Origin of the sequence: uncultured Chitinophaga sp., from assembly GCF_937874145.1 — a bacterium.
In the GTDB taxonomy this organism is placed as follows: domain Bacteria; phylum Bacteroidota; class Bacteroidia; order Chitinophagales; family Chitinophagaceae; genus Chitinophaga.
Map to the genome: position 1 here is coordinate 1 of NZ_CALNBI010000236.1, position 19,907 is coordinate 19,907.

Below are 19,907 nucleotides of genomic sequence, written 5' to 3' on the forward strand. Positions count from 1 at the left end.
CTCCAGCCGGAAGTGCTGAAAATCCACCTGAAAAACATCGACGATGCGCTGGACATGATCGCCGCCACAAAAAATTACCCGGAAGCGGCGCAGTTCAAATGGAATATTGAATCGCTGTGGGCGGTGGAGCACTGGCTCAAACAAGCCAACCCGCAACAGAAAGCGGCGTTCGTGCAGGCGGTGAAAGACGGCAGCATCTGTCTTTCGGCGCTCTACGCCAATATCATGACCGGCCTCAGCCTCCCGGAAGAAATGTTCCATTACACCGATTACGCCGCGCAACTGCGGAAGGAATATGGCTTTGCAATCCCCAGCGCCATGATCTCCGACGTTCCCGGTTATACCTGGGCGACCGTGACGGCGATGGCGAAAGGCGGCGTGAAATATTTCTCCAGCGGCCCGAACTTCCTGGGCGAGAACCATCCTTACCTCGGCGACCGCGTGGGCCATTTCGTCCGCACCTGGGGCGATAAACCCGTGTACTGGCAAAGCCCTTCGGGCGAAGAGAAAATCCTGTTCTGGACGGGCGGGAAAGGCTATTCCTCGTGGCACGGCACCGCTCCCGGCGCCATTTTCGACAGGGGCGCGAAGAAGATCGCCGCTTACCTCGAAGAGCTTAGCGCCAATAAATACCCCTACAAAATGGTGCAATGGCGCTACAACGTGGTGGCGGATAACGGTCCGGTCGATACTGCCATCAGCCGTTTCGTGAAGGAATGGAATGAGAAATACGCTTCGCCGAAAATTATCCTCAACACGCCCGACCGCCTGTTTGCCGCCTTCGAGCAGCAATACGGGAAGGATCTGCCGACCGTTTCGGGGGATATCACGCCTTACTGGGAAGACGGCGCGGGCTCCACCGCACAGGAAGAAGGCCAAAACCGCGTCAACAGCCTGCGCCTGCAGCAGGTTGCCAATGCTTACGCCATACTGGCGCCGAAGCGCTACGATCCGCAATCGTTTTACGAAGCCTGGACCAACATTCTCATGTTCCACGAGCACACCTGGGGCGCACATAACAGCATCACGCAGCCGGATGTGGATTTCGTGACGGAGCAATGGAAGATCAAAAAACAATTCATGCTGGACGGCGATCAGCAGACGAATGTTTTGAATGCCCGGCTGATGGAAGGCTTCAGCGACAAAGCGTCGCAAAGGATCGCGGTGGTCAACACCCATTCCTGGCCCGCGACCGGTCCGGTAGAGATCCAGGTGGCAGGGGCTTCTGTGAAAGATGCGAAAGGGAAGATCCTTCCCCTCCAGCAACTCCGCGACGGCAAATATGTGTTCATCGCGGAAAACGTTCCGCCTTTCGGATCGGCCGTGTACACCGTTTCCAATACACCCGCACCGGCCGCAACATCTTTCCGGCGCGGCGCGCAGTCCTTATCCAACGGACATATTTCCCTGACCTGGGATGCGGAAAACGGGAGCATTACGCAGCTTTCCGGTCCCGACGGCCACAATTTCGCCGGCAGCTTCCGCGACCAGGGTTTAAACAGCTACTGGTATGTGCCGGGGCAGGACCCTGCCGAAGCGCAGACTGCGCCGCGGTTGCAGGTCAGCGTACTGGAAGAAGGGCCGGTGGTGACGGTGATTTCCCTGAAAGGTGAAGCCCCCGGCGCACAGACCCTCGAAAAGAAAATCATACTCTATGCCGGCGCCAAAGAAGCCGTTATCGAAAACACGATCGATAAAAAACCCATCCGCACCAAAGAAGCCGTCCACTTCGGTTTCCCCTTCGGCATCCCCGCCGGCGAAACCACGCTGGACGCGGGCTATGGCACTATGCGCTACCTGAAAGACCAGCTGCCCGGCTCCAATATGGACGTCCTCTACGGCCGCCGCTGGCTCGATGTTTCCGACGCTACGCGCGGCGTGCAGTGGATGTTGCTGCAAACGCCCATGCTCGAGCCCGGCGCCATGATCGACGAACGTTTGACCATTGCGCAAAGCCACAAGGAATGGCGGAAAGAAGGAAAACCTACTTCCACCTGGTTCGCTTATGTCATGAACAATTACTGGCACACGAATTACAAAGCCGACCAGGAAGGGACGAGCCATTATCGCTACGCCCTCCGCCCGCACGGCGTTGCCAGCGGCGCGGAAATGGAAAAAGCCGCGTCGGTGTTCACGCAACCGTTCCTGAGCTTCCCGCTGAAAGCAGGCGTCAAACTGCCGGGGAGCCTCTTCAGCCTGAGCAACCCCGCCATCATCGCTACTTCCATCACCCCACAACCCGGCGGCAGCCTGATGGTACGGCTCTTCAACCCGGAAAAAAACACGCAGCAAACGCACTTCCAATGGGGATCGCTGCAACCTTCCGGGATTCAGAAATTATCCGGCGCGCAGCCGTTATCCGCGGGTGCGGAAATAAGCCTTCCCGGGATGGGCGTGCATGAATATATCATCCTGCCCTGATTGCGACGGTAAACAGAAAAGGCTCCGCCGGGTTGGCGGAGCCTTTTCATTTGCTATCATTTCTGAAGAGTAGCATCTAACGTTCTGCGCTTGCAAAATGCAAGATGCTATGTGTAAAATTGCATCCCGAAAAATCGGGACGCCTGCATGGGAATTCTCATTCTCTAATTTGCTATCATAGCCTGTTAGTTTCTATCCATATCGATGACGGAAATTTCATAGATCGATGGCAGGTTCGTCGCTTTTATCACCCGGAACCGCATGGCGTCTGTCTTGTAACGCCTCGGCAGGCGGATCACTTTACAATCACCCATCGGTTCGTTGCCGAGATAAATCGTTTCCCATTGCCCGTTCTGCCGGATGTCCACCGCGTATTCCTGTATGCGGGGCAACCGGATCTGCGAGAAGCCGTCTTTCAGGCTTCTCACGTCTTTATATTCGAAAATGCTGATTTTGTTGAAGGATGCTGAAGGATCGAGCGATATCTCCAGGCTGGCCAGCGTGTCGGCGGAGGCCCAGCGGCTTTCCAGGTTCCCGTCGGTGACGCTGCCGGCGCCGTATTGCGATTTGCTGTCTGGGTACACGCTGGTGGCGGTTGCGGGGCGGCGCTCCGAAATGAACTTCCCGTTCTTCGGCAGCGGCCTGCCCGGCGCAAGGCCCAGGCGTTTGCCGAGGTTGATGGCCGCCAGGGCTTCATATTCGCGGATGCGGCCCGTTTGGTCGGGCGGGATATTCATCACCAGGCAATTATCGTTATGCGTGCTCCAGTAGAAAAGCTCTTCCAGCTCATCAAGCTCACGCACCGGCAGCTGCGCCGATTTCTGGAACCAGTTCCAGCGGCTGCTCAGGCAGATCGTGGCTTCGAACGGCAGGTAATAAGACTCACCTTTATGCAGGTATTGCTTTTTGTCGAATCGCGTGATGATCTGCGGATCCCACAGCCTGAAATCAGATGGGAAATATTGGAAGAAGTATTTGTTATCCTCCGTCATCAGCGCGGGCGGCGTGTAATTCCGTTTCCCTTCTTCGTTCACGATCGTGTGGTTGACGCTCACGGCGCAGGCGGGATTGAACTTTTTCACCAATGCGTACAACTGGTCGATGCCCCAGTCCTGCGGTTTGCGGTCCCACCCACCGTCGAGCCACAGTTCGCAGATGGGCCCGTAGCTGGTGAAGAGCTCGGTGAGCTGGTTTTTCATGTAATCGATGTAGACCTGCGGATTTTTGTCTTTGTAGGATGGCGCATGCCGGTCCCACAGAGAATAATATACCGCGAACTGCAGGCCGTATTTCTTACAGGCCTGGGCCACGGCTTTCACCACATCCGTTTTCACGGGCGAAGAGGCCACGTCGTATGTTGTGTACTTGCTGTCCCACAGGCAAAAGCCGTCGTGATGCTTGGTGATCAGTAAAACATACCGGAACCCCGCGTCGCGGGCGGTTTTCACCCACTGATCGGGGTCCAGCTGCGTGGGGTTGTATTTTTCCACGGGGATGGTCCCGTCTGACCATTCCAGGTCGGCGAATGTATTGATGCCGAAGTGGATGAACATACCGTACCCGCGTTTGATCATCGCCTGCTGGGCGACGCTGGGTTTATTTCCCGGCACCTGCTGGGCCGTGGCGCCCAGTGCGGCGAGCATCCCCATCAGTGCGGCTGCCCATTTTTTTGTGAAATTTTGCATGAATTGCTGGTTGATACTTATCGAGCTGATATGTTTCCGCTCATCAAAATAGGGAACGGAAGGATTAGTCGTCCGCTTCCCTTCAGATTATTGGAGTAATTGTGAATTTAGCATGACTCCACGGCAAAACTATCCCCTTCGCACCGGGATTCCTACATTGATATTTACGATTCATGAGCGTATATTAGCTTGCTAATGCAACCGGTTTCCATAAAAGGCGCAATACAAATTCAGATTTTTGATACAATGTCTCATTTTCCAGCTATATTAGCATGCAGCAACTGTGAAGGAATATGAAGCCAGTATTCACCAAGATCCAGGAAGAAGCGCAGATGGGCGTGTTTGCCATGCGCGAAATCGACCTTCCTTATTTTTCCACGGAATTCCATTTCCATAAGGAATGCCAGCTGGTGTATGTCGTTGAAAGCGAAGGCCGCCGCATCATCGGCGACAACGTAGAAAATTTCAACAGCGATGAGCTGATTTTGCTCGGGCCGGATATTCCGCACGTCTGGCATAACGATAACCAATATTTCGACCGGAACAGTTACAAGCACGCCAAATCCGTGGCGCTTTTCATCCAGCCGGAAAAACTGGTTTCCGCGTTATCACAATTCGGTTTGGGCCGGCAGGCGCAAAACCTGCTGAAGAAATCGGCACGGGGCATGAAATTTTCGGGGCAGGCGAAGAAGTCGCTGAAAGATTTATTGATGCAGATGACCGGGCAATCGCCCTTCTCGCAGCTGATTTCCTTTATGCGCGTCCTTGAAATCCTTACCCGCACGCGGGAATACGAGCTCCTGGCCAGCGAAGGCTATGTGAATACTTACCAGATGAAGGATAACGACCGCATCGACCGGGTGTTTAAACATGTATTCGAAAATTTCAAAACGGATATGCAGCTCGAGGAAGTGGCCCGCATGGTGAATATGAACAAACAGGCGTTTTGCCGGTATTTCAAAGGGCGCACGCAGAAGACGTTCGTGCAGTTCGTCAACGAAGTGCGGATCGGGCACGCCTGCAAGCTCCTGGCCGAAGGCGACCTGGCGATTTCCGGGCTGGCTTATGAATGCGGGTTTAACAGTTTGTCCAACTTCAACCGCTTCTTCCGTGAGATCAAGCACATGACGCCGCGGGAATACATCCGTTCACTGCCGGATTGATATTTTTCCTACTTTCACGCTGAAAACCGAATACACTACTTTTTATTGAAACACCTGTATGAAAGCACATTTCCTGTTGCCGGTACTGGCGATCCTGTTTTTTTCCTGCAAGAAGAACAAGTCTGACAACGGCACGCCCGCCATTCTTACCAAAACGTACGCGTTCGATAGCGACGCCAATTCGACGCTCATGTTTAAAGACGGCGAGGCCATGGCGGATATGACAGCCGAAGCGCGCCGGTTTAAGATCGGGCAGGTGTTACGCGTCAAAGCCGTCGACGCCACCACGATCGAGGTTGCCAATTTCGCGCCGGTGGATATTGCCGATGCCACGGTGCTCCTGCGCCTGGAGGGGCGCGAACAACCCGTTCGCCTGCTGCATATCTCGAAGATCCGGGCGCACGCGCGGCAGGTGATCACCTATCCGTTCGTGGAAGGCCAGGCGCTTTTCCAGGACACCAACGGGCAAACGGTGGACCTTTCTTCCCTGAAAGCCTCCGGCATAGCGCCCGCCAGCGTTTCGTTCGATTTTACGGGAGAAACGGAGCTGATCAAAAAACTTAAACTGCTCGGAAAGCTCAATTGGGAAGTGAAGTACCACGACTTCGACGCGGCCGACAATCCGGCCGACAACTGGAAAGAAACGCCCGATGCCCGTGACTTCCGGCGTTTTTCAGGGCTGATCATCAACCTGGCTTACCTTTTTCAGTCGGAACAAACCAAAACGGCCTTCGTCAACGAAATCATTACCGACAACAACCAGGTGGAAATGACCGCGGCGCAGAAGCAGGCGGCGTTTGAGAAGATCCAGGCCATTCCGCGGTTTAACTGTGGCATCGTGGTGAATGTTTCCGGGCTGGGCGGCGGCGCTACTTTCGGGGTGGCCAACCATGTGCTGCACGACTACCTGACCAAAGACGTGAGTTTCATCGCCGTGCACGAGATCGGCCATATGATCGGGTATTCGCACAATTCGACCATGACGTACCCTGTGAATAACCGCGGGGCCGTGGTGGCTACGGGTAAGGTGTACCAGGAGATGGTGACCAAAAAAGAACTGCCTGTGCAGGCAACGAATTACTATATGCCTGGGGATTTGTAGAAGATATGCGGCCGCCTTCGGGCGGCCTTTCATTTTTGCGGGGATTATCCTACCGGGGATTCCAGGATCGCCTGTTCGAACGCGGCTTCCAGGGGAATGTAGGGTGGCGGGCATACGTTCCGGCCCACTATTTTAAATGCGCCGGCTTCATTCTGCTGGATATGAAAACGCGCCTCCCTGCCTTCCCAGGGAACATACACCTGGTACAGCTGCTTGTGTACGCAGTTCATCGTTACAAATCGGACGCGCACTGTTTCCCCGTTCACTTCAAAATCTTTGTCGAAACTCCTGATTAACTTCCAGCCTAATGAACTCATGTGTCTAAAAATGAACGGCAAATGTAGCCAAAAAATGATTTTCCCGCCAAAACTTGCTTACTTAATCGTTTAAGCATATATTTATTTTATGAAGAAGAAAGTCTCGCTCAAGGACATTGCGCAGGAGGCCGGGGTATCCACGGCGCTCGTCTCCTACGTTTTGACCAATAAGGAAGAGAAGGCCAGGGTGGGACAGGAAATGGCGCGCAAGATCCGCAAGATCGCGCAGAAGCTCAATTACCAGCCCAATCATCTCGCCCGCAGCCTGAAGAGCGGCCGGTCGGACACCATCGGGCTGATCGTCGCCGATATTTCCAACCCCTTCTTCGGACATATCGCCCGCACCATCGAAGACGAGGCCAAGCAACACAACTACACCGTCATCTTCGGCAGTTCGGACGAGAACGTGGACAAATCCGGCGACCTGATCAACGCCTTGTTGAACCGGCAGGTCGACGGGCTGATCGTGATCCCCGCCGAAGGTTCGGAGCAACAGATCCGCAACCTCAAAGAGCGGCATGTACCGTTCGTGATCATGGACCGGCCGTTTCCCGGGGTAGACGCCAGCAGCATCAGCATCAACAACGCAGGCGCGGCGTATGAAGCGGTGAAACACCTGTTGCTCGCCGGCCGCAGGCGCATCGGCATGATCGCCTATAAAACCGGCCTGCACCACATCTCGGAACGCCGCCGCGGGTATACGCAGGCCCTCAGCGACTATGGCCTTGAAAAAGAAAAACGGATCAAGCTGGCGCGGTATTCCCATCTGCGCGACGACATCCGCAAAGCCATCGGCCAGCTCATGCGCGGCAAACAGCCTGCGGATGCGCTGTTCTTCGCGACCAACAGTCTCGCCATAGAAGGGCTGCGGTATATCAGCGAGCTGGGCATCCGCGTGCCGGAGCAACTGGCGGTGGTGAGTTTTGACGAAAGTGAAGCGTTCGACCTGTACCATACGCCGGTGACCTTCATCCGCCAGCCTATCCCGGAAATGGGCAAAGCGGCCGTGCGCCTGCTGCTCGAACATATCCGCGATGGCGACAGGCCAACAGCAGCTATTTGCCTCGATGCGGAACTGGTGATCCGGCAATCGAGCGCGAAAAAGTAAGTACACAATTCCACTTTATGCCACGTGAATGAGGACAGCGAATGAAAGGGGGCGCTTTATTAGTCAAGCGAAAAACCTTCAAACAATACACATTATGAAAACACTGCTCCTTCTCTCCTTTTGCGCCTGCCTGGCACTTTCTTCGGCAGCGCAACAGCCTTTCAACGGACTGGAAATGAACATGGGCAACCTCCACCGTTTGTCCGACGCCAAAACCCGCTCTATTTCCCCTGAAAACTTCACCGGCGAGGCCGGCAAGGGCGGCATGGCCACGCCCGAACAGGGCAATGCCCGCAACGCCGCGCGCGAGCTTGGCCAGGGCTGGAAGGTAAACCCCTACGTGCACATCGAACCCGGCCAGACTTTCACCCTCGCCGAAATCAACGGCTCCGGCGCGATCCAGCATATCTGGATGACGCCCACCGGCAACTGGCGCTATTCCATCCTCCGGTTTTACTGGGACGATGAAACCACGCCCAGCGTGGAAGTGCCCGTAGGAGATTTCTTCGGGATGGGTTGGGGAGAATATGCGCAACTCAGCTCCCTGGCGGTAACGGTAAACCCCGGCAGCGCTTTCAACTGCTATTGGACCATGCCCTTCCGCAAGAAGTGCAAAATCACCATGGAAAACATCAACACGGAAAGAATGACGCTGTACTACCAGGTCGACTATACGCTGACGCAGGTGCCGGACGACGCCGCTTACTTCCATGCGCAATTTCGCCGCAATAATCCTGTGAAGGATGCTGAATTCACACTGGTGGATGGGATTAAAGGGAAAGGGCATTACGTAGGCACTTACATGGCCTGGGGCGTGAATAATAATGGCTGGTGGGGCGAAGGCGAGATCAAATTCTTCATGGACGGCGACAACAAGTTCCCGACCATCTGCGGAACGGGCACGGAAGACTACTTCTGCGGGTCTTACAACTTCGACAACAAAGGCAAATACCAGGAATTTACAACGCCCTACGCGGGATTGCACCAGGTGATCCGGCCGGACGGCTTATATAAATCGCAGCAACGTTTCGGATTGTACCGCTGGCACATCATGGACCCGGTGCGTTTCGACAAGGATTTGAAAATCACTATCCAGGACCTGGGCTGGCGCAGCGGCGGCCGTTATCTGCCGCAGCAGTCGGACATCAGTTCGGTCGTGTTCTGGTACCAGCGCGAGCCGCATGCGCCGTTCCCGAAGCTGCAACCGAAAGACCAGCTGGAAGTGAACTGATTTAACATCGCAAACAAAGTTGATACAATGAATACAATTGGATTACAGATGATCGGCAACGGATGGCGGGGCGAAGGCACCCAGACTTTCCGTGCCTGGGCGCCCACAAAGCAGGAATGGCTGCCGCAGGAATTCCGCGAAAGTACGCCGGATGAGATCGACCAGGCGGTAACGCTTGCGGAAAAAGCGTTTCATGTTTACAAGAAGACCGCTGCGCCGGGGCGCGCCGCATTCCTGCGGGCCATCGCTACCGGGCTGGAATCCCTCGGCGAAGCGCTCCTCAACACCGCATCGGAAGAAAGCGGCCTGCCGCTGGCCAGGCTCCAGGGCGAGCGCGACCGCACCACCAGCCAGCTGCGGCTGTTTGCGGGGATGATCGAAGAGGGATCGTGGATCAACGCACGCATAGACAAGGGTACGCCCGATATCCGCCAGATGCAGATTCCCCTGGGCCCGGTAGCCGTTTTCGGCGCGAGCAACTTCCCGCTGGCATTTTCCGTTGCAGGCGGCGACACCGCCGCAGCCCTCGCCGCCGGTTGCCCCGTGGTCTGCAAGGCGCACCCCGCGCACCCGCATACCTCCCACCTCGTTGCGGAAGCGATCCGCCAGGCGGCAGCGAGCACCGGCATGCCCGAAGGCGTTTTCAGCCTGCTGCATGGCGCCACGGTGGATACCGGCCAGCGCATCGCGCAACATCCGCTGTTGCGCGCCATCGCGTTTACGGGATCGTTCGGGGGCGGAAAGGCGCTTTATCAGACCGCTTCGCAAAGGCCTGTACCCATCCCCGTATACGCAGAAATGGGCAGCGTGAACCCGGTGTTCGTACTCCCGGAAACGTTAGCATCCAGCGCAGCGGCGTTTGCGGCGCAATATCTTCAATCGCTCACCATGGGCGTGGGGCAGTTTTGCACCAATCCCGGCGTGCTCGTTGTAGCCGGCGATGCCGGTCCATTGATGGCCGCCCTGCAGGATGGGATCGCCCAGCTGAAAGCGGGCGTGATGCTCACGCCGGGCATTCTTTCTGCTTACCAGGCCGGTTTGCAGCGGATGGCCGGACAGGGCGCCCTACCGGTAGGACAAGCCACCGAAGAAACCGGCAAAGCCGCGCCTGCGGTGATGCATACCGTATTCAGCAATGTCATCGAAAACCCTGCGATACTGCATGAAGTGTTTGGTCCTGCCGGATTGGTGGTACAATGCAACAACACCGGCGAGCTGCATGCCTTCGCCGCGTCTTTGGAAGGGCAGCTGACCGCTACGATCCACGGCACGCCTGCCGACCTGGCGGCGCATGCCGGGCTGGTGGACGTGCTCCGGGAGAAAGCCGGCCGCCTTCTCGTTAATGGTTTCCCGACAGGCGTGGCGGTGAACCATGCCATGGTGCACGGAGGCCCCTGGCCCGCGGCCACGCCCGCTGCCGGAACGTCTGTGGGTACTGGTTCCATCTACCGGTTTACCCGGCCGGTATGCTTCCAGGATTTCCCGGAGGGCCTGCTGCCGGAAGCGCTCCGCAACGAAAACCCGCTGGGGATCTGGCGCCTGGCCAACGGAGAATGGTCGCGCGAGGCGCTGGGCTAAAGATCCCGATTTAACTTTCAAACCCTCATACCACACGTTATGGACCTTGGCTTACAGGACAAAATTATCATCGTAACCGGCGGCGCCAAAGGCATTGGCGCCGCCATATCCGCGGTGCTCGCGCAGGAAGGCGCAGTGCCCGTCATCATCGGCAGAAGCGAATCCGACAACCTGCAGCATCTTTCCCAGATTGAATCCGCCGGCGGCAAAGGCTGGCAGGTGGCCGCCGAGCTGACAAATCCGGAAGCCTGCAAACGCGCCGTGGAAGCCGTGGCGGAGCAATTCGGGCGGATCGACGGATTGGTGAACAACGCCGGCATCAACGACGGCGTGGGGCTTGCGTCCGGATCTTATGAAGGATTTATGCAGTCACTGCACCGCAACCTCGTTCACTATTACCTCATGGCGCATCATGCGCTGCCATGGCTGAAGGAAAACCGTGGCTCCATCGTCAACATCAGTTCCAAAACGGCAGAAACCGGCCAGGGCAACACATCCGCCTACGCGGCGGCCAACGGCGGCAGGAATGCGCTCACCCGCGAATGGGCCGTGGAGCTGCTGCCCTGGAGCATCCGCGTCAACGCCATCATCGTCGCCGAATCCTGGACGCCGCTGTACGAAAACTGGATCAATACTTTCGAAGACAAGGAAGCCAAGCTCAAAGGCATCGTTTCGCGCATCCCGCTGGAAAACAGGATGACGACGCCGGAAGAGATCGCCGGAATGGCGGCTTTCCTCCTTTCTTCCCAATCCAGCCACACCACCGGGCAGCTCATACATGTAGACGGCGGATACGTTCATCTCGACCGTGCATTACAATCTCCTCAACCTTAATCCATCATGCGCCAGCAAACACTTCAGATCCATCCGGGCGACAACGTCATCGTAGCTTTGCAGGACGTTGCCAAAGGCACGGCGGCAGGCGGCGTAACCGCGCTACGCGACGTGCAGGCCAAACATAAACTGACCACTGCTTTCATCCCCAAAGGCGGCGACATCATCATGTACGGCGTGCTCGTGGGGCATGCCAACGAAGATCTCCCGGCCGGTGAGCTCATCACCACCGCCAACATCCGCCACGCATCCGGCAACTTCGGCGTACGTGCGGAAAGGCAGACACATTGGGACCAGCCGGATGTATCGGCCTGGAAAAACCGCAGCTTCCTCGGCTATCACCGGTCCGACGGCCGCGTGGGCACCGGCAATTACTGGATCATCCTGCCGCTCGTGTTCTGCGAAAACAGGAACGTCCAGCTGCTGCACGAAACATTGACCAAGGGCCTCGGTTATCAAAAAGGCAATCCTTACGAAAACCTCCTCCACGAAATGCTTCACGGCAGCGCAGGCGCTTCCGCTAGTAACGGCATCCATTCCCAACGGCCCTTTCCGAACATTACGGGTATCAAGCTACTGTCGCACACAATGGGTTGCGGCGGAACGAAAGATGATACCCGCGCCTTGTGCGGATTACTGGCCGGCTACGTAACACACCCCAACGTTGCGGGTGCCACCGTGCTCAGCCTGGGCTGCCAGAACGCGCAGATCAGCATGCTGCGCGAGGAAATCGAAAAAAGATCGCCTGGATATGACCGTCCGCTCGTGATCCTCGAACAGCAACAGGAAGGAACGGAAAAAGCACTGATGGAACAGGCCATGCGCCAAACATTCGAAGGCCTCGCAAAGGCCAATGCGCAGGAGCGCAGGCCCGCACCGCTTAGTAAACTGATCGTGGGCATGGAATGCGGCGGCAGCGACGGGTTTTCCGGTATTTCCGCCAATCCCGCCGTGGGCAAGGTGGCAGACAGGATCGTGGCGCTCGGGGGATCGGTGATCCTTTCGGAATTCCCGGAGCTCTGCGGTGTGGAGCAGGAACTGAGCGACCGTTGTACCAGCACGGAACTGGCGGAGAAATATACCGGCCTGATGAAAACATATGCCAGCCGCGCGGAAGCCGTGGGATCGGGATTCGACTCCAATCCATCCGCCGGCAATATCCGCGACGGCCTTATCACCGACGCCATTAAATCCGCCGGCGCCGCGCGGAAGGGAGGCACCTCCCCTGTCACCGACGTGATCGATTATCCCGGGTGGGTGCAGCGGCCCGGTCTGGCCTTGCTTTGCACGCCCGGCAGCGATGTGGAATCCACAACCGCGGAAGTGGGTGCGCATGCGAACGTGGTGCTTTTCACTACCGGTTTGGGTACACCTACCGGCAACCCGGTAACGCCGGTATTGAAGCTGTCCACCAACTCGCGCCTGGCGGCGAAAATGCCTGATATCATCGATCTCGACACCGGCCCGGTCATCAATGGCGACGAAACCCTCGACCAGTCGGCCGACCGGATCATGGAGCTGCTCATCTCTTCCGCCAGCGGCAATTACACCGCCAAAGCACAGGTTCTGGAACAGGACGACTTTATTCCCTGGAAACGCGGCGTTTCCCTTTAACCGATAATCTAACCTTATGAAACCATTCTTCATGGCATGCTTACTTACCGCCGGGATCGCAGGCTGCCAGCCTTCCCCCGGCCATCAACCCGGAAAGCCATCCAACTTCGGTGAAGACGCCGCTTTCCTCCGGCAGCATCTTAAAAATGTGGTGGTACTGCAACTTCCGGGCGACAGCAGCCGGGTGCTCGTTACCGGCGATTACCAGGCGCGGGTGATGACCAGTTCCGCCAGCGGCGACAGCGGCAACAGCTTCGGCTGGATCAATTACGACCTGGTGGCTTCCGGCAAGCTGGCGCCGCATATCAACGCCTTCGGCGGAGAAGAGCGCTTCTGGCTGGGGCCCGAAGGCGGCCAGTACGCGCTGTTCTTCCCTCCCGGTAAACCTTACACATTCGATAACTGGCAAACGCCGGGCCTCATCGACACGGCGCATTACGAAGTGCGGACGGAAGCGCCCGGCGAAGTGTCGTACGCCTATGCCGGGAGCATTCAAAACCACGCGGGTTATACTTTTCACCTCGGCGTGGAACGCACCATCCGCCTCCTCGACCGGACGGGCACCGGGGAAAGACTCGGGTTCGCACTGCCTGAAGGGCTGCGCAGCGTGGCTTATGAAACGGAAAACGTGATCACCAACGCCGGCGACAGCGCCTGGCAGGACCAGTCCGGGCTGCCGAGCATCTGGCTCCTTGGTATGTTCAAGCCATCGGACCAGACGGCCGTGATAGCACCATTCCAACCCGGCGCCGATGCGCGCAGCCAGATCACCGATGATTATTTCGGGAAGATCCCCGCCCGCAACCTGCAGGTGAACGACAGCGTGCTGCTCTTCCGCGCCGACGGGAAAGCGCGCGGCAAGCTGGGCATCGCGCCCGGAATTGCGAAACCAGGAGCGGGCAGCATCGACCTCGCCAATAATTCCATCACCGTATTGCTTTACACTGTGGCGCCGGAAGGGAAGTATGTCAATTCGAAGTGGGAAGACCAGGCCGAACCTTACAAAGGCGATGCGGTGAATTGTTATAACGACGGGCCGCTGGAAGATGGTACGCAGATGGGGCCTTTCTATGAAGTGGAATCGTCGTCGGATGCGCGTGCGTTGAAGCCCGGGGAGTCGCTGCGGTACCGGCAGGTGACGATGCACTTCGAAGGCGGGCCCTCCGCACTGCAAGCCCTGGCATCCCAACTGTGGCAACTTCCGCTGGATTCTGTCCGGCATTTCCTTCAACAAAAATAACCAGACATGAACTGCTTAAGAATTTATAAAACTGCCAAAGGCATCATCGTACAGCACGACGGCAATTATTTCGCCGGTGCAACGTCCTGGAATGAATTCGTGAACCGAAAAGGATTGTACGCCGCCATTATCGCCGGGCTCCCTGCCATGCAGCCGCTGGCGAAGCATGATGCGGAAGAAGCCATCGCCACGGGGCTCGAAGCGCCCATCTCCACCCAGGAAGTGTGGGCGGCGGGCGTTACCTATTACAGGAGCCGCACGGCAAGGATGGAAGAATCCGAGGATTCAGGGGGCGCCACCTTTTACGATAAAGTGTATGTGGCGGAAAGGCCAGAACTGTTCTTCAAAGCCACGCCCAACCGCGTTTCCGGCCACAGGCAGGTCGTATATATCCGCAGCGATTCGAAATGGGACGTGCCCGAACCGGAACTGACGCTTTTTATTTCCTCCCATGGCACTATCGAAGGGTATACGATCGGGAACGACATGAGTTCCCGCAGCATCGAAGGCGAGAACCCGCTGTATCTTCCGCAGGCGAAAGTCTATGAAAAATGCGCCGGCCTCGGCCCCTGCCTGCTCGTGCCGGAAGCACCCATTCCGCAGGACACCCTCATCAGCATGTCCATCTTCCGCGAAGGAACGATCCGGTATAACGACAGCGTGCCCATCAGCCAGATGAAACGCGGGCATACGGAACTCGTCGGCTTCCTCTTCCGCGGCTGCGCCTTCCCCGACGGGTGTTTCCTGATGACCGGCACCTGCCTCGTGCCCGACAATAACTTTACGCTGCAGGACAACGACCGTGTAGAAATCAGCATCGACCACATCGGTACATTGATCAACGAAGTGCAAACGCTTCGCTGATCCGACACAACTAATCAACATACAGCAAAGCCGCGGTCCCGCGGCTTTGCATCAAACAAAAAAACCAAATCACCTGCCGGTCAGTACACGTACTCCGGCGGGGTGATGTGGGACAACCGGTTGTGCCTGTTGAAAAATTACTGCCGGGATGTGACAACCCTATGTCAGCAGCCTGCTTGGAATTGTGCGATAAACGCTCTACTTTGGGAGAAATTGGAAACCCTCTTCATGCTACTTAACCATCTCGACATTCAATTCCGCTATCCACTCGAAGGATTCCCTACTGAACTGACACTCACCGCGCGCGTAACCTGGAACACAATCCAACATTGTTATCTGCTCAGCGACATCCGCCTGCCCGGAAGCGCCGGCAGCCCGGTTATCCCTGCCATCCAGCTACGCAGGCAATGCGATAAATGGGTGCACCCCGACAGTAACCGCGCCTCCGTGCTCACCGAATCCGCCGGCGCCGCCATCGAAGCAGCGGAAGCCGGGAAACTGGCGCACCTCAACGACAGCTGCCCCCAATTAGGTTTTTACCTCGACAAGGCCATGGAAACCGCAAAAGCGGATTTCGGCAACATCCAGCTGTTCAATCCCTCCTACCGGTCGCTGACCATCGTTACGCAGCGTGGCTTCAAACCGGATTTCCTCAGCCATTTCAACGTGGTGACTGCCGCCGATCAGTCGGCCTGCGGCCTGGCGCTGCGGACGGGCGAGCCCTGCGTCATCCCCGACGTTTCCCAGTCTCACAGCTACGCACCGCACCGGCACATCGCAGAGAAGGCGGGCTACCGCTCGGTAATTTCCACGCCGGTAGTGGCGGGCAACCGGTTCATCGGCATGCTGTCCACACATTCCAGCCAGCCACATTGGCAATGGAACCTCCGCGAACAGCAGGAAATCGCTTCCGACCTGGGGCTTTGCCTGGAAGGAAGGCTGCCCTGATCCTCAGGTGCTCTCCACCAGGTACACGATCAGCAGCACGCTGACGAGGAAAATAAAACCGGTCAGCGCCATCAGCAGGCCGGAAGAATGACCGTACGTCCCCTCGTTCAGCTGCTTTTCGATATTCCGGTAGCGGAACCAGGAAAATATCACCGTGGCCGCGCCCACCGCCACAAGCGTAATACCCGCCACGGCCGAAAGCCCGTGCGACTTCACCGCGTATTCCTTCCCCAGCATGAGGGAAAACTGTTTTACGAAAAGTGAGAATTTAACGACCACGAATCCGAACGCCATGATGCCGATGCTGGTCCGTACCCATGCCAGGAAAGTGCGCTCGTTGGCGAGATGATCGTTCGGCCCGCCGAATTTCTTAGGTTCCATAGTCCGTATTTAAAGGGTCTGCAAGTCGTTAAAGTTACGAAATACGCCCGTCAATGCCGGGGCGCGGCGGACATGCCGCCTTCCGGGGCGGTAAAATTTATTGCCTTATCCATTCCAAATCAGTAAATTCGGACCAATAACCTCAAACCTTTCCACGATGCCTTCCGTTTTCGCCCTGCTTGTCGGGGTTGCTGAGTACCATCCCGCATCAGGCGTATCCGGTCTCAACGGCTGCCTGAACGATGTGAAATCCATGCGGGAATATATCCGCGACAGCTTCCCGGCCGATCCTTCCACCAACATCCGCATCCTCCTGAACGCCGACGCTACGCGCGAAATGGTGATCAGTGATTTCCGGGAACACCTTTGTGAAAACCCTGCTATCAGCGCCGGCGACACCGTGTTGTTTTATTACAGCGGCCATGGCTCCCACGCCCCCTCGGCCCCGGAATTCACCGCGCTGAACCAGGATTCCCAGGAACGGGACGAAACGCTCGTGCTTTACGACAGCCGACTTCCCGGCCACTTCGACCTGGCCGACAAAGAACTGGCCCTGCTGCTCTCCTGCATCCCGGAGAAAGCGCACGCCGTGGTGATCCTCGATTCCTGCCATTCCGGTTCCGCCACGCGCTCTATCAAAACCATCCGGCATTCGGGCCTCGCTAAATTCACCAGCGACGCCGACATACCGCGCCGACTCGAAGATTACCTCTCCGTCGGCGCCACCAGCTACGCCGCCATGCAGGCCGGCGGGAAACTGGAAATCCCAAAATCCCGGCACATCCTCATGGCCGCCTGCGGGCGCCACGAGCTGGCATACGAAGACGTAATGCCCAGGGGCGTTTTCACCGGATGGCTGACTCGCCTGCTGCGCGAAGCTTCGGGCGGCACAACCTATGCGCAGTTGTACGAATCGCTCTATGCGGTCATCAAGAAAAATGCAAATGCGCAAACGCCCCAGCTGAAAGTATATGGCGGCGCCGACCCGGGGCGGTATTTCCTTCTCCCCGAAAGCGATCCTGCCGCGCCTTTGCTGATCGCCAGGTTTACGGAAAACGAATGGACCGTTAACGCCGGCGCGCTGCACGGCATCTCCGCCGGGCAGGCCGATTACGCGCAGGCGCAGGTGCTGCTGTACAAAACGGCCGGACAGCAATCGCCGGACTTCGTGGCAAACATCCAGCGTGTGGGGCTTACCGACAGTGTGATGCGGATGCCCGAAGGCGCGGATACTTCCATCCGTTATGCGGCATCCATCATCAACCTGCCCCCGCGGCTGTGCATCCTCGTTTCCGGCGATGCGGCGGATGCTGCGATGGGCCTGCTTCCCAGGGATCCTACCATTTTCTATCACACTCATCCCGACCGTTATTTCGATTACCGGCTGGATACGTCCGGTGGTGAGCTGCGTATCCTCGACAGGGTAACGGGGCATCTCGTTCATGGTATGAAAGGCGCCGATGCGGGGGCCTGTAATTACATCGGGGCGGCGCTGGCGCAGATCGGGAAATGGAAAGCGCTGGAAGCGATGCATAACCCGCAAAGCAACATCCCGCGGGCAGATTTCGATTTCGGGGTGCAGCTGATGGATGAAAACGGCAACTGGCAGGATTGCACCGGACAGGACATCACCATCGACCTGACCGATTCCCGCTCCGAAATCCCTTTCCGGATAAAACTCAACAACACATCACAGGTCGAATATCATGTGGCGCTGTACCATCTCGCCCCCAACTTTTCCATTTCCAAACAAACACCCGATACGGATGCCAGCGTACTGCGCAACGGCAAACCGCTGGCCCTGCTCTGCAACCCGCCCGGCGATTTCCTCACTTTCATGCTCGCGGAAGATGATGTGAATGAAGAAACGGAAATCTTCAAGCTCGTGTATTCCCTGTTCCCCTTTTCGGATTATTTCGTGGAAGAAGCGCAGGAACTGGAGCGGTCCATGGCAACGCCCGCTACATCAAAATCCCGCGGGATCGGCGGTGCGAAGAAAGGTTTCCGGAAAGACTGGGACGCCCGGGCGCTCAGGATCCGCATCGTCCGCAACGGCGCGAAGCTGGAGAAAGGGAACAGTTTTGATAACGGCATGCTTTCCATCGGCACGCAATCGGGGTTCAAGGCGAAGGTGACGGTAACGCCTGCACGCAACAATGCCAAAAGCCTGAATCCCGCGCAGGAATTGCAGTCGATGTTCGAAAGTGCCGAATTCTCATTCCTGCCCGTGGCCCCGCCTTCCCGGGGGCTTCCTTCCAATACGGTGATAGAATTCACGGGGGTGGAAAATGAAGCTTCGCTGGAAAAACCCCCGCTGGAAATTCACGTCCGCCAGCCGCTGGAAGACAATGCATCTGTAATGGCCGTTACCATGCAAAACGGGATCGTGGTGCCGCTGGGCTTCCTCGAACCCGATGCCAATGGCGAGCACCGGATGTTTATCCATCATGCTCCCGGCGAGCCTGACGAACGAAGGGCCGCGGGGAAGAGCCCCGTGCGCGCGCTCTGGTTTTGCCTGCTGAAAGTAGTGTTCCGCCGCGACACGGAAATCTTCCGGCTGCGGCACCTCGAATTCCCGGAAGGCGCGCCGGTATACAGCAAGGAGAAAACCAGCGACAGGATCGGTCAGTCGGAGAAGATCCTGCTGGTCGTTCACGGCATCATCGGCAACACGAAATCGTTGTCGGCCAACCTCGGCTCGCTGCTGGACAGCCGCCGGTACGATTGCATCCTGACGTTCGATTACGAAAATCTCAATACCAACATAGAAGAGATCGCGGAGAAATTGAAAGAGCGGCTCCTGGCCAACGGTATTTCCCCCAGCCGGAAGATCGATATTCTCGCGCATTCCATGGGCGGGCTGGTCAGCCGGTACATGATCGAAGCGCTGGGCGGCGATGTGCTGGCGGACCGCCTCATAATGGCCGGCACGCCCAATGCCGGATCGGCGTTCGGGAATGTGGAGGATGTGCGGAAATGGTCGGTGCGGGTGCTCACGCTGGCCTGCAATTACGGCAGGCAGTTCCTTGGCGCCTGGGGGCCTTTCCTGGAGATCGTCAATAAAGGCCTGGCGGCGGCGGGATTTCTCACCAAAACACTCGGCCAGATGAATGCCGGTTCCGATTTCCTGAAAGGGCTCAACGGGCAGGCGCGCGATATCGCCACGCGGTATTACATCCTGGCCGGGGATTCGTCCAAATACAAACTGGAAGCGGCGGACATGGGACTGTTCGAGAAAATCGAGCTCGCCGTGGGGAGCGTTTTATACTGGAAAACGCCGAACGATATCGCCGTGAGCGTGAAAAGCATCTTGGATGTGCCGGAAAAATATGTGGCAAAATCGATAGAAACCGGCGCGCACCACCTGAATTACTTCGATTACGACAGCAGCATCAAGTTGCTGAAAGAAATGATGGATTAG

The 19,907-nt window shown here is 57.2% G+C and carries 15 protein-coding genes; 12 read left to right on the plus strand and 3 right to left on the minus strand.

What is annotated here, in order from left to right; all coding sequences use genetic code 11:
- The coding region (locus tag Q0510_RS11500; protein ID WP_298711446.1) for a glycoside hydrolase family 38 C-terminal domain-containing protein at nucleotides 1-2,421 on the plus strand (2,421 nt) is incomplete at its 5' end.
- Nucleotides 2,422-2,606: 185 nt separating this feature from the next.
- Here the strand turns inward: Q0510_RS11500 and Q0510_RS11505 are convergent.
- Nucleotides 2,607-4,106, minus strand: coding sequence for an alpha-L-fucosidase (locus tag Q0510_RS11505; RefSeq protein ID WP_298711449.1), 1,500 nt, complete (start codon nucleotides 4,104-4,106; stop codon nucleotides 2,607-2,609).
- A 293-nt stretch (nucleotides 4,107-4,399) separates the two neighbouring features.
- On the opposite strand from Q0510_RS11505, the gene Q0510_RS11510 reads away from it, so the two are divergent.
- Both Q0510_RS11510 and Q0510_RS11515 read left to right on the plus strand, forming a co-directional pair.
- A complete protein-coding gene (locus Q0510_RS11510) occupies nucleotides 4,400-5,269 on the plus strand; it encodes an AraC family transcriptional regulator (RefSeq protein ID WP_298711452.1) in 870 nt (289 codons plus the stop codon).
- A 58-nt stretch (nucleotides 5,270-5,327) separates the two neighbouring features.
- Nucleotides 5,328-6,371 (plus strand): hypothetical protein, encoded by a 1,044-nt coding sequence (locus tag Q0510_RS11515; protein ID WP_298711455.1) that lies wholly within the window; start codon nucleotides 5,328-5,330, stop codon nucleotides 6,369-6,371.
- Nucleotides 6,372-6,415: 44 nt separating this feature from the next.
- Here Q0510_RS11515 and Q0510_RS11520 read toward each other — a convergent pair whose 3' ends face one another.
- On the minus strand, nucleotides 6,416-6,688 hold the full coding sequence (locus Q0510_RS11520) for a hypothetical protein (RefSeq protein ID WP_298711458.1): 273 nt from the start codon (nucleotides 6,686-6,688) through the stop codon (nucleotides 6,416-6,418).
- 88 nt (nucleotides 6,689-6,776) lie between these two features.
- On the opposite strand from Q0510_RS11520, the gene Q0510_RS11525 reads away from it, so the two are divergent.
- The 8 genes from Q0510_RS11525 to Q0510_RS11560 all read left to right on the plus strand — a co-directional run bounded on the left by Q0510_RS11525 (nucleotide 6,777) and on the right by Q0510_RS11560 (nucleotide 16,105).
- Nucleotides 6,777-7,796 (plus strand): substrate-binding domain-containing protein, encoded by a 1,020-nt coding sequence (locus Q0510_RS11525; protein ID WP_298711461.1) that lies wholly within the window; start codon nucleotides 6,777-6,779, stop codon nucleotides 7,794-7,796.
- Between the two features lie 94 nt (nucleotides 7,797-7,890).
- Nucleotides 7,891-9,027, plus strand: a complete 1,137-nt coding sequence (locus tag Q0510_RS11530) for a glycoside hydrolase family 172 protein (protein WP_298711464.1) — start codon at nucleotides 7,891-7,893, stop codon at nucleotides 9,025-9,027.
- 27 nt (nucleotides 9,028-9,054) lie between these two features.
- Entirely contained in the window at nucleotides 9,055-10,605 is a 1,551-nt protein-coding gene (locus Q0510_RS11535) for an aldehyde dehydrogenase (NADP(+)) (protein WP_298711467.1), read from the plus strand.
- Between the two features lie 39 nt (nucleotides 10,606-10,644).
- On the plus strand, nucleotides 10,645-11,439 hold the full coding sequence (locus Q0510_RS11540; RefSeq protein WP_298711470.1) for an SDR family oxidoreductase: 795 nt from the start codon (nucleotides 10,645-10,647) through the stop codon (nucleotides 11,437-11,439).
- Between the two features lie 6 nt (nucleotides 11,440-11,445).
- Nucleotides 11,446-13,053 carry a UxaA family hydrolase gene (locus tag Q0510_RS11545; protein WP_298711473.1) on the plus strand — a complete coding sequence of 536 codons (1,608 nt, stop codon included), beginning with the start codon at nucleotides 11,446-11,448 and terminating at the stop codon, nucleotides 13,051-13,053.
- Nucleotides 13,054-13,084: 31 nt separating this feature from the next.
- Nucleotides 13,085-14,293 carry a DUF6786 family protein gene (locus Q0510_RS11550; RefSeq protein WP_298711474.1) on the plus strand — a complete coding sequence of 403 codons (1,209 nt, stop codon included), beginning with the start codon at nucleotides 13,085-13,087 and terminating at the stop codon, nucleotides 14,291-14,293.
- A 6-nt stretch (nucleotides 14,294-14,299) separates the two neighbouring features.
- A complete protein-coding gene (locus Q0510_RS11555) occupies nucleotides 14,300-15,157 on the plus strand; it encodes a fumarylacetoacetate hydrolase family protein (RefSeq protein ID WP_298711477.1) in 858 nt (285 codons plus the stop codon).
- A gap of 228 nt (nucleotides 15,158-15,385) precedes the next feature.
- Nucleotides 15,386-16,105 carry a GAF domain-containing protein gene (locus tag Q0510_RS11560; RefSeq protein WP_298711479.1) on the plus strand — a complete coding sequence of 240 codons (720 nt, stop codon included), beginning with the start codon at nucleotides 15,386-15,388 and terminating at the stop codon, nucleotides 16,103-16,105.
- Nucleotides 16,106-16,108: 3 nt separating this feature from the next.
- Here Q0510_RS11560 and Q0510_RS11565 read toward each other — a convergent pair whose 3' ends face one another.
- Nucleotides 16,109-16,486, minus strand: coding sequence for a DUF202 domain-containing protein (locus Q0510_RS11565; RefSeq protein WP_298711482.1), 378 nt, complete (start codon nucleotides 16,484-16,486; stop codon nucleotides 16,109-16,111).
- A gap of 157 nt (nucleotides 16,487-16,643) precedes the next feature.
- On the opposite strand from Q0510_RS11565, the gene Q0510_RS11570 reads away from it, so the two are divergent.
- Entirely contained in the window at nucleotides 16,644-19,907 is a 3,264-nt protein-coding gene (locus tag Q0510_RS11570) for a caspase family protein (RefSeq protein ID WP_298711485.1), read from the plus strand.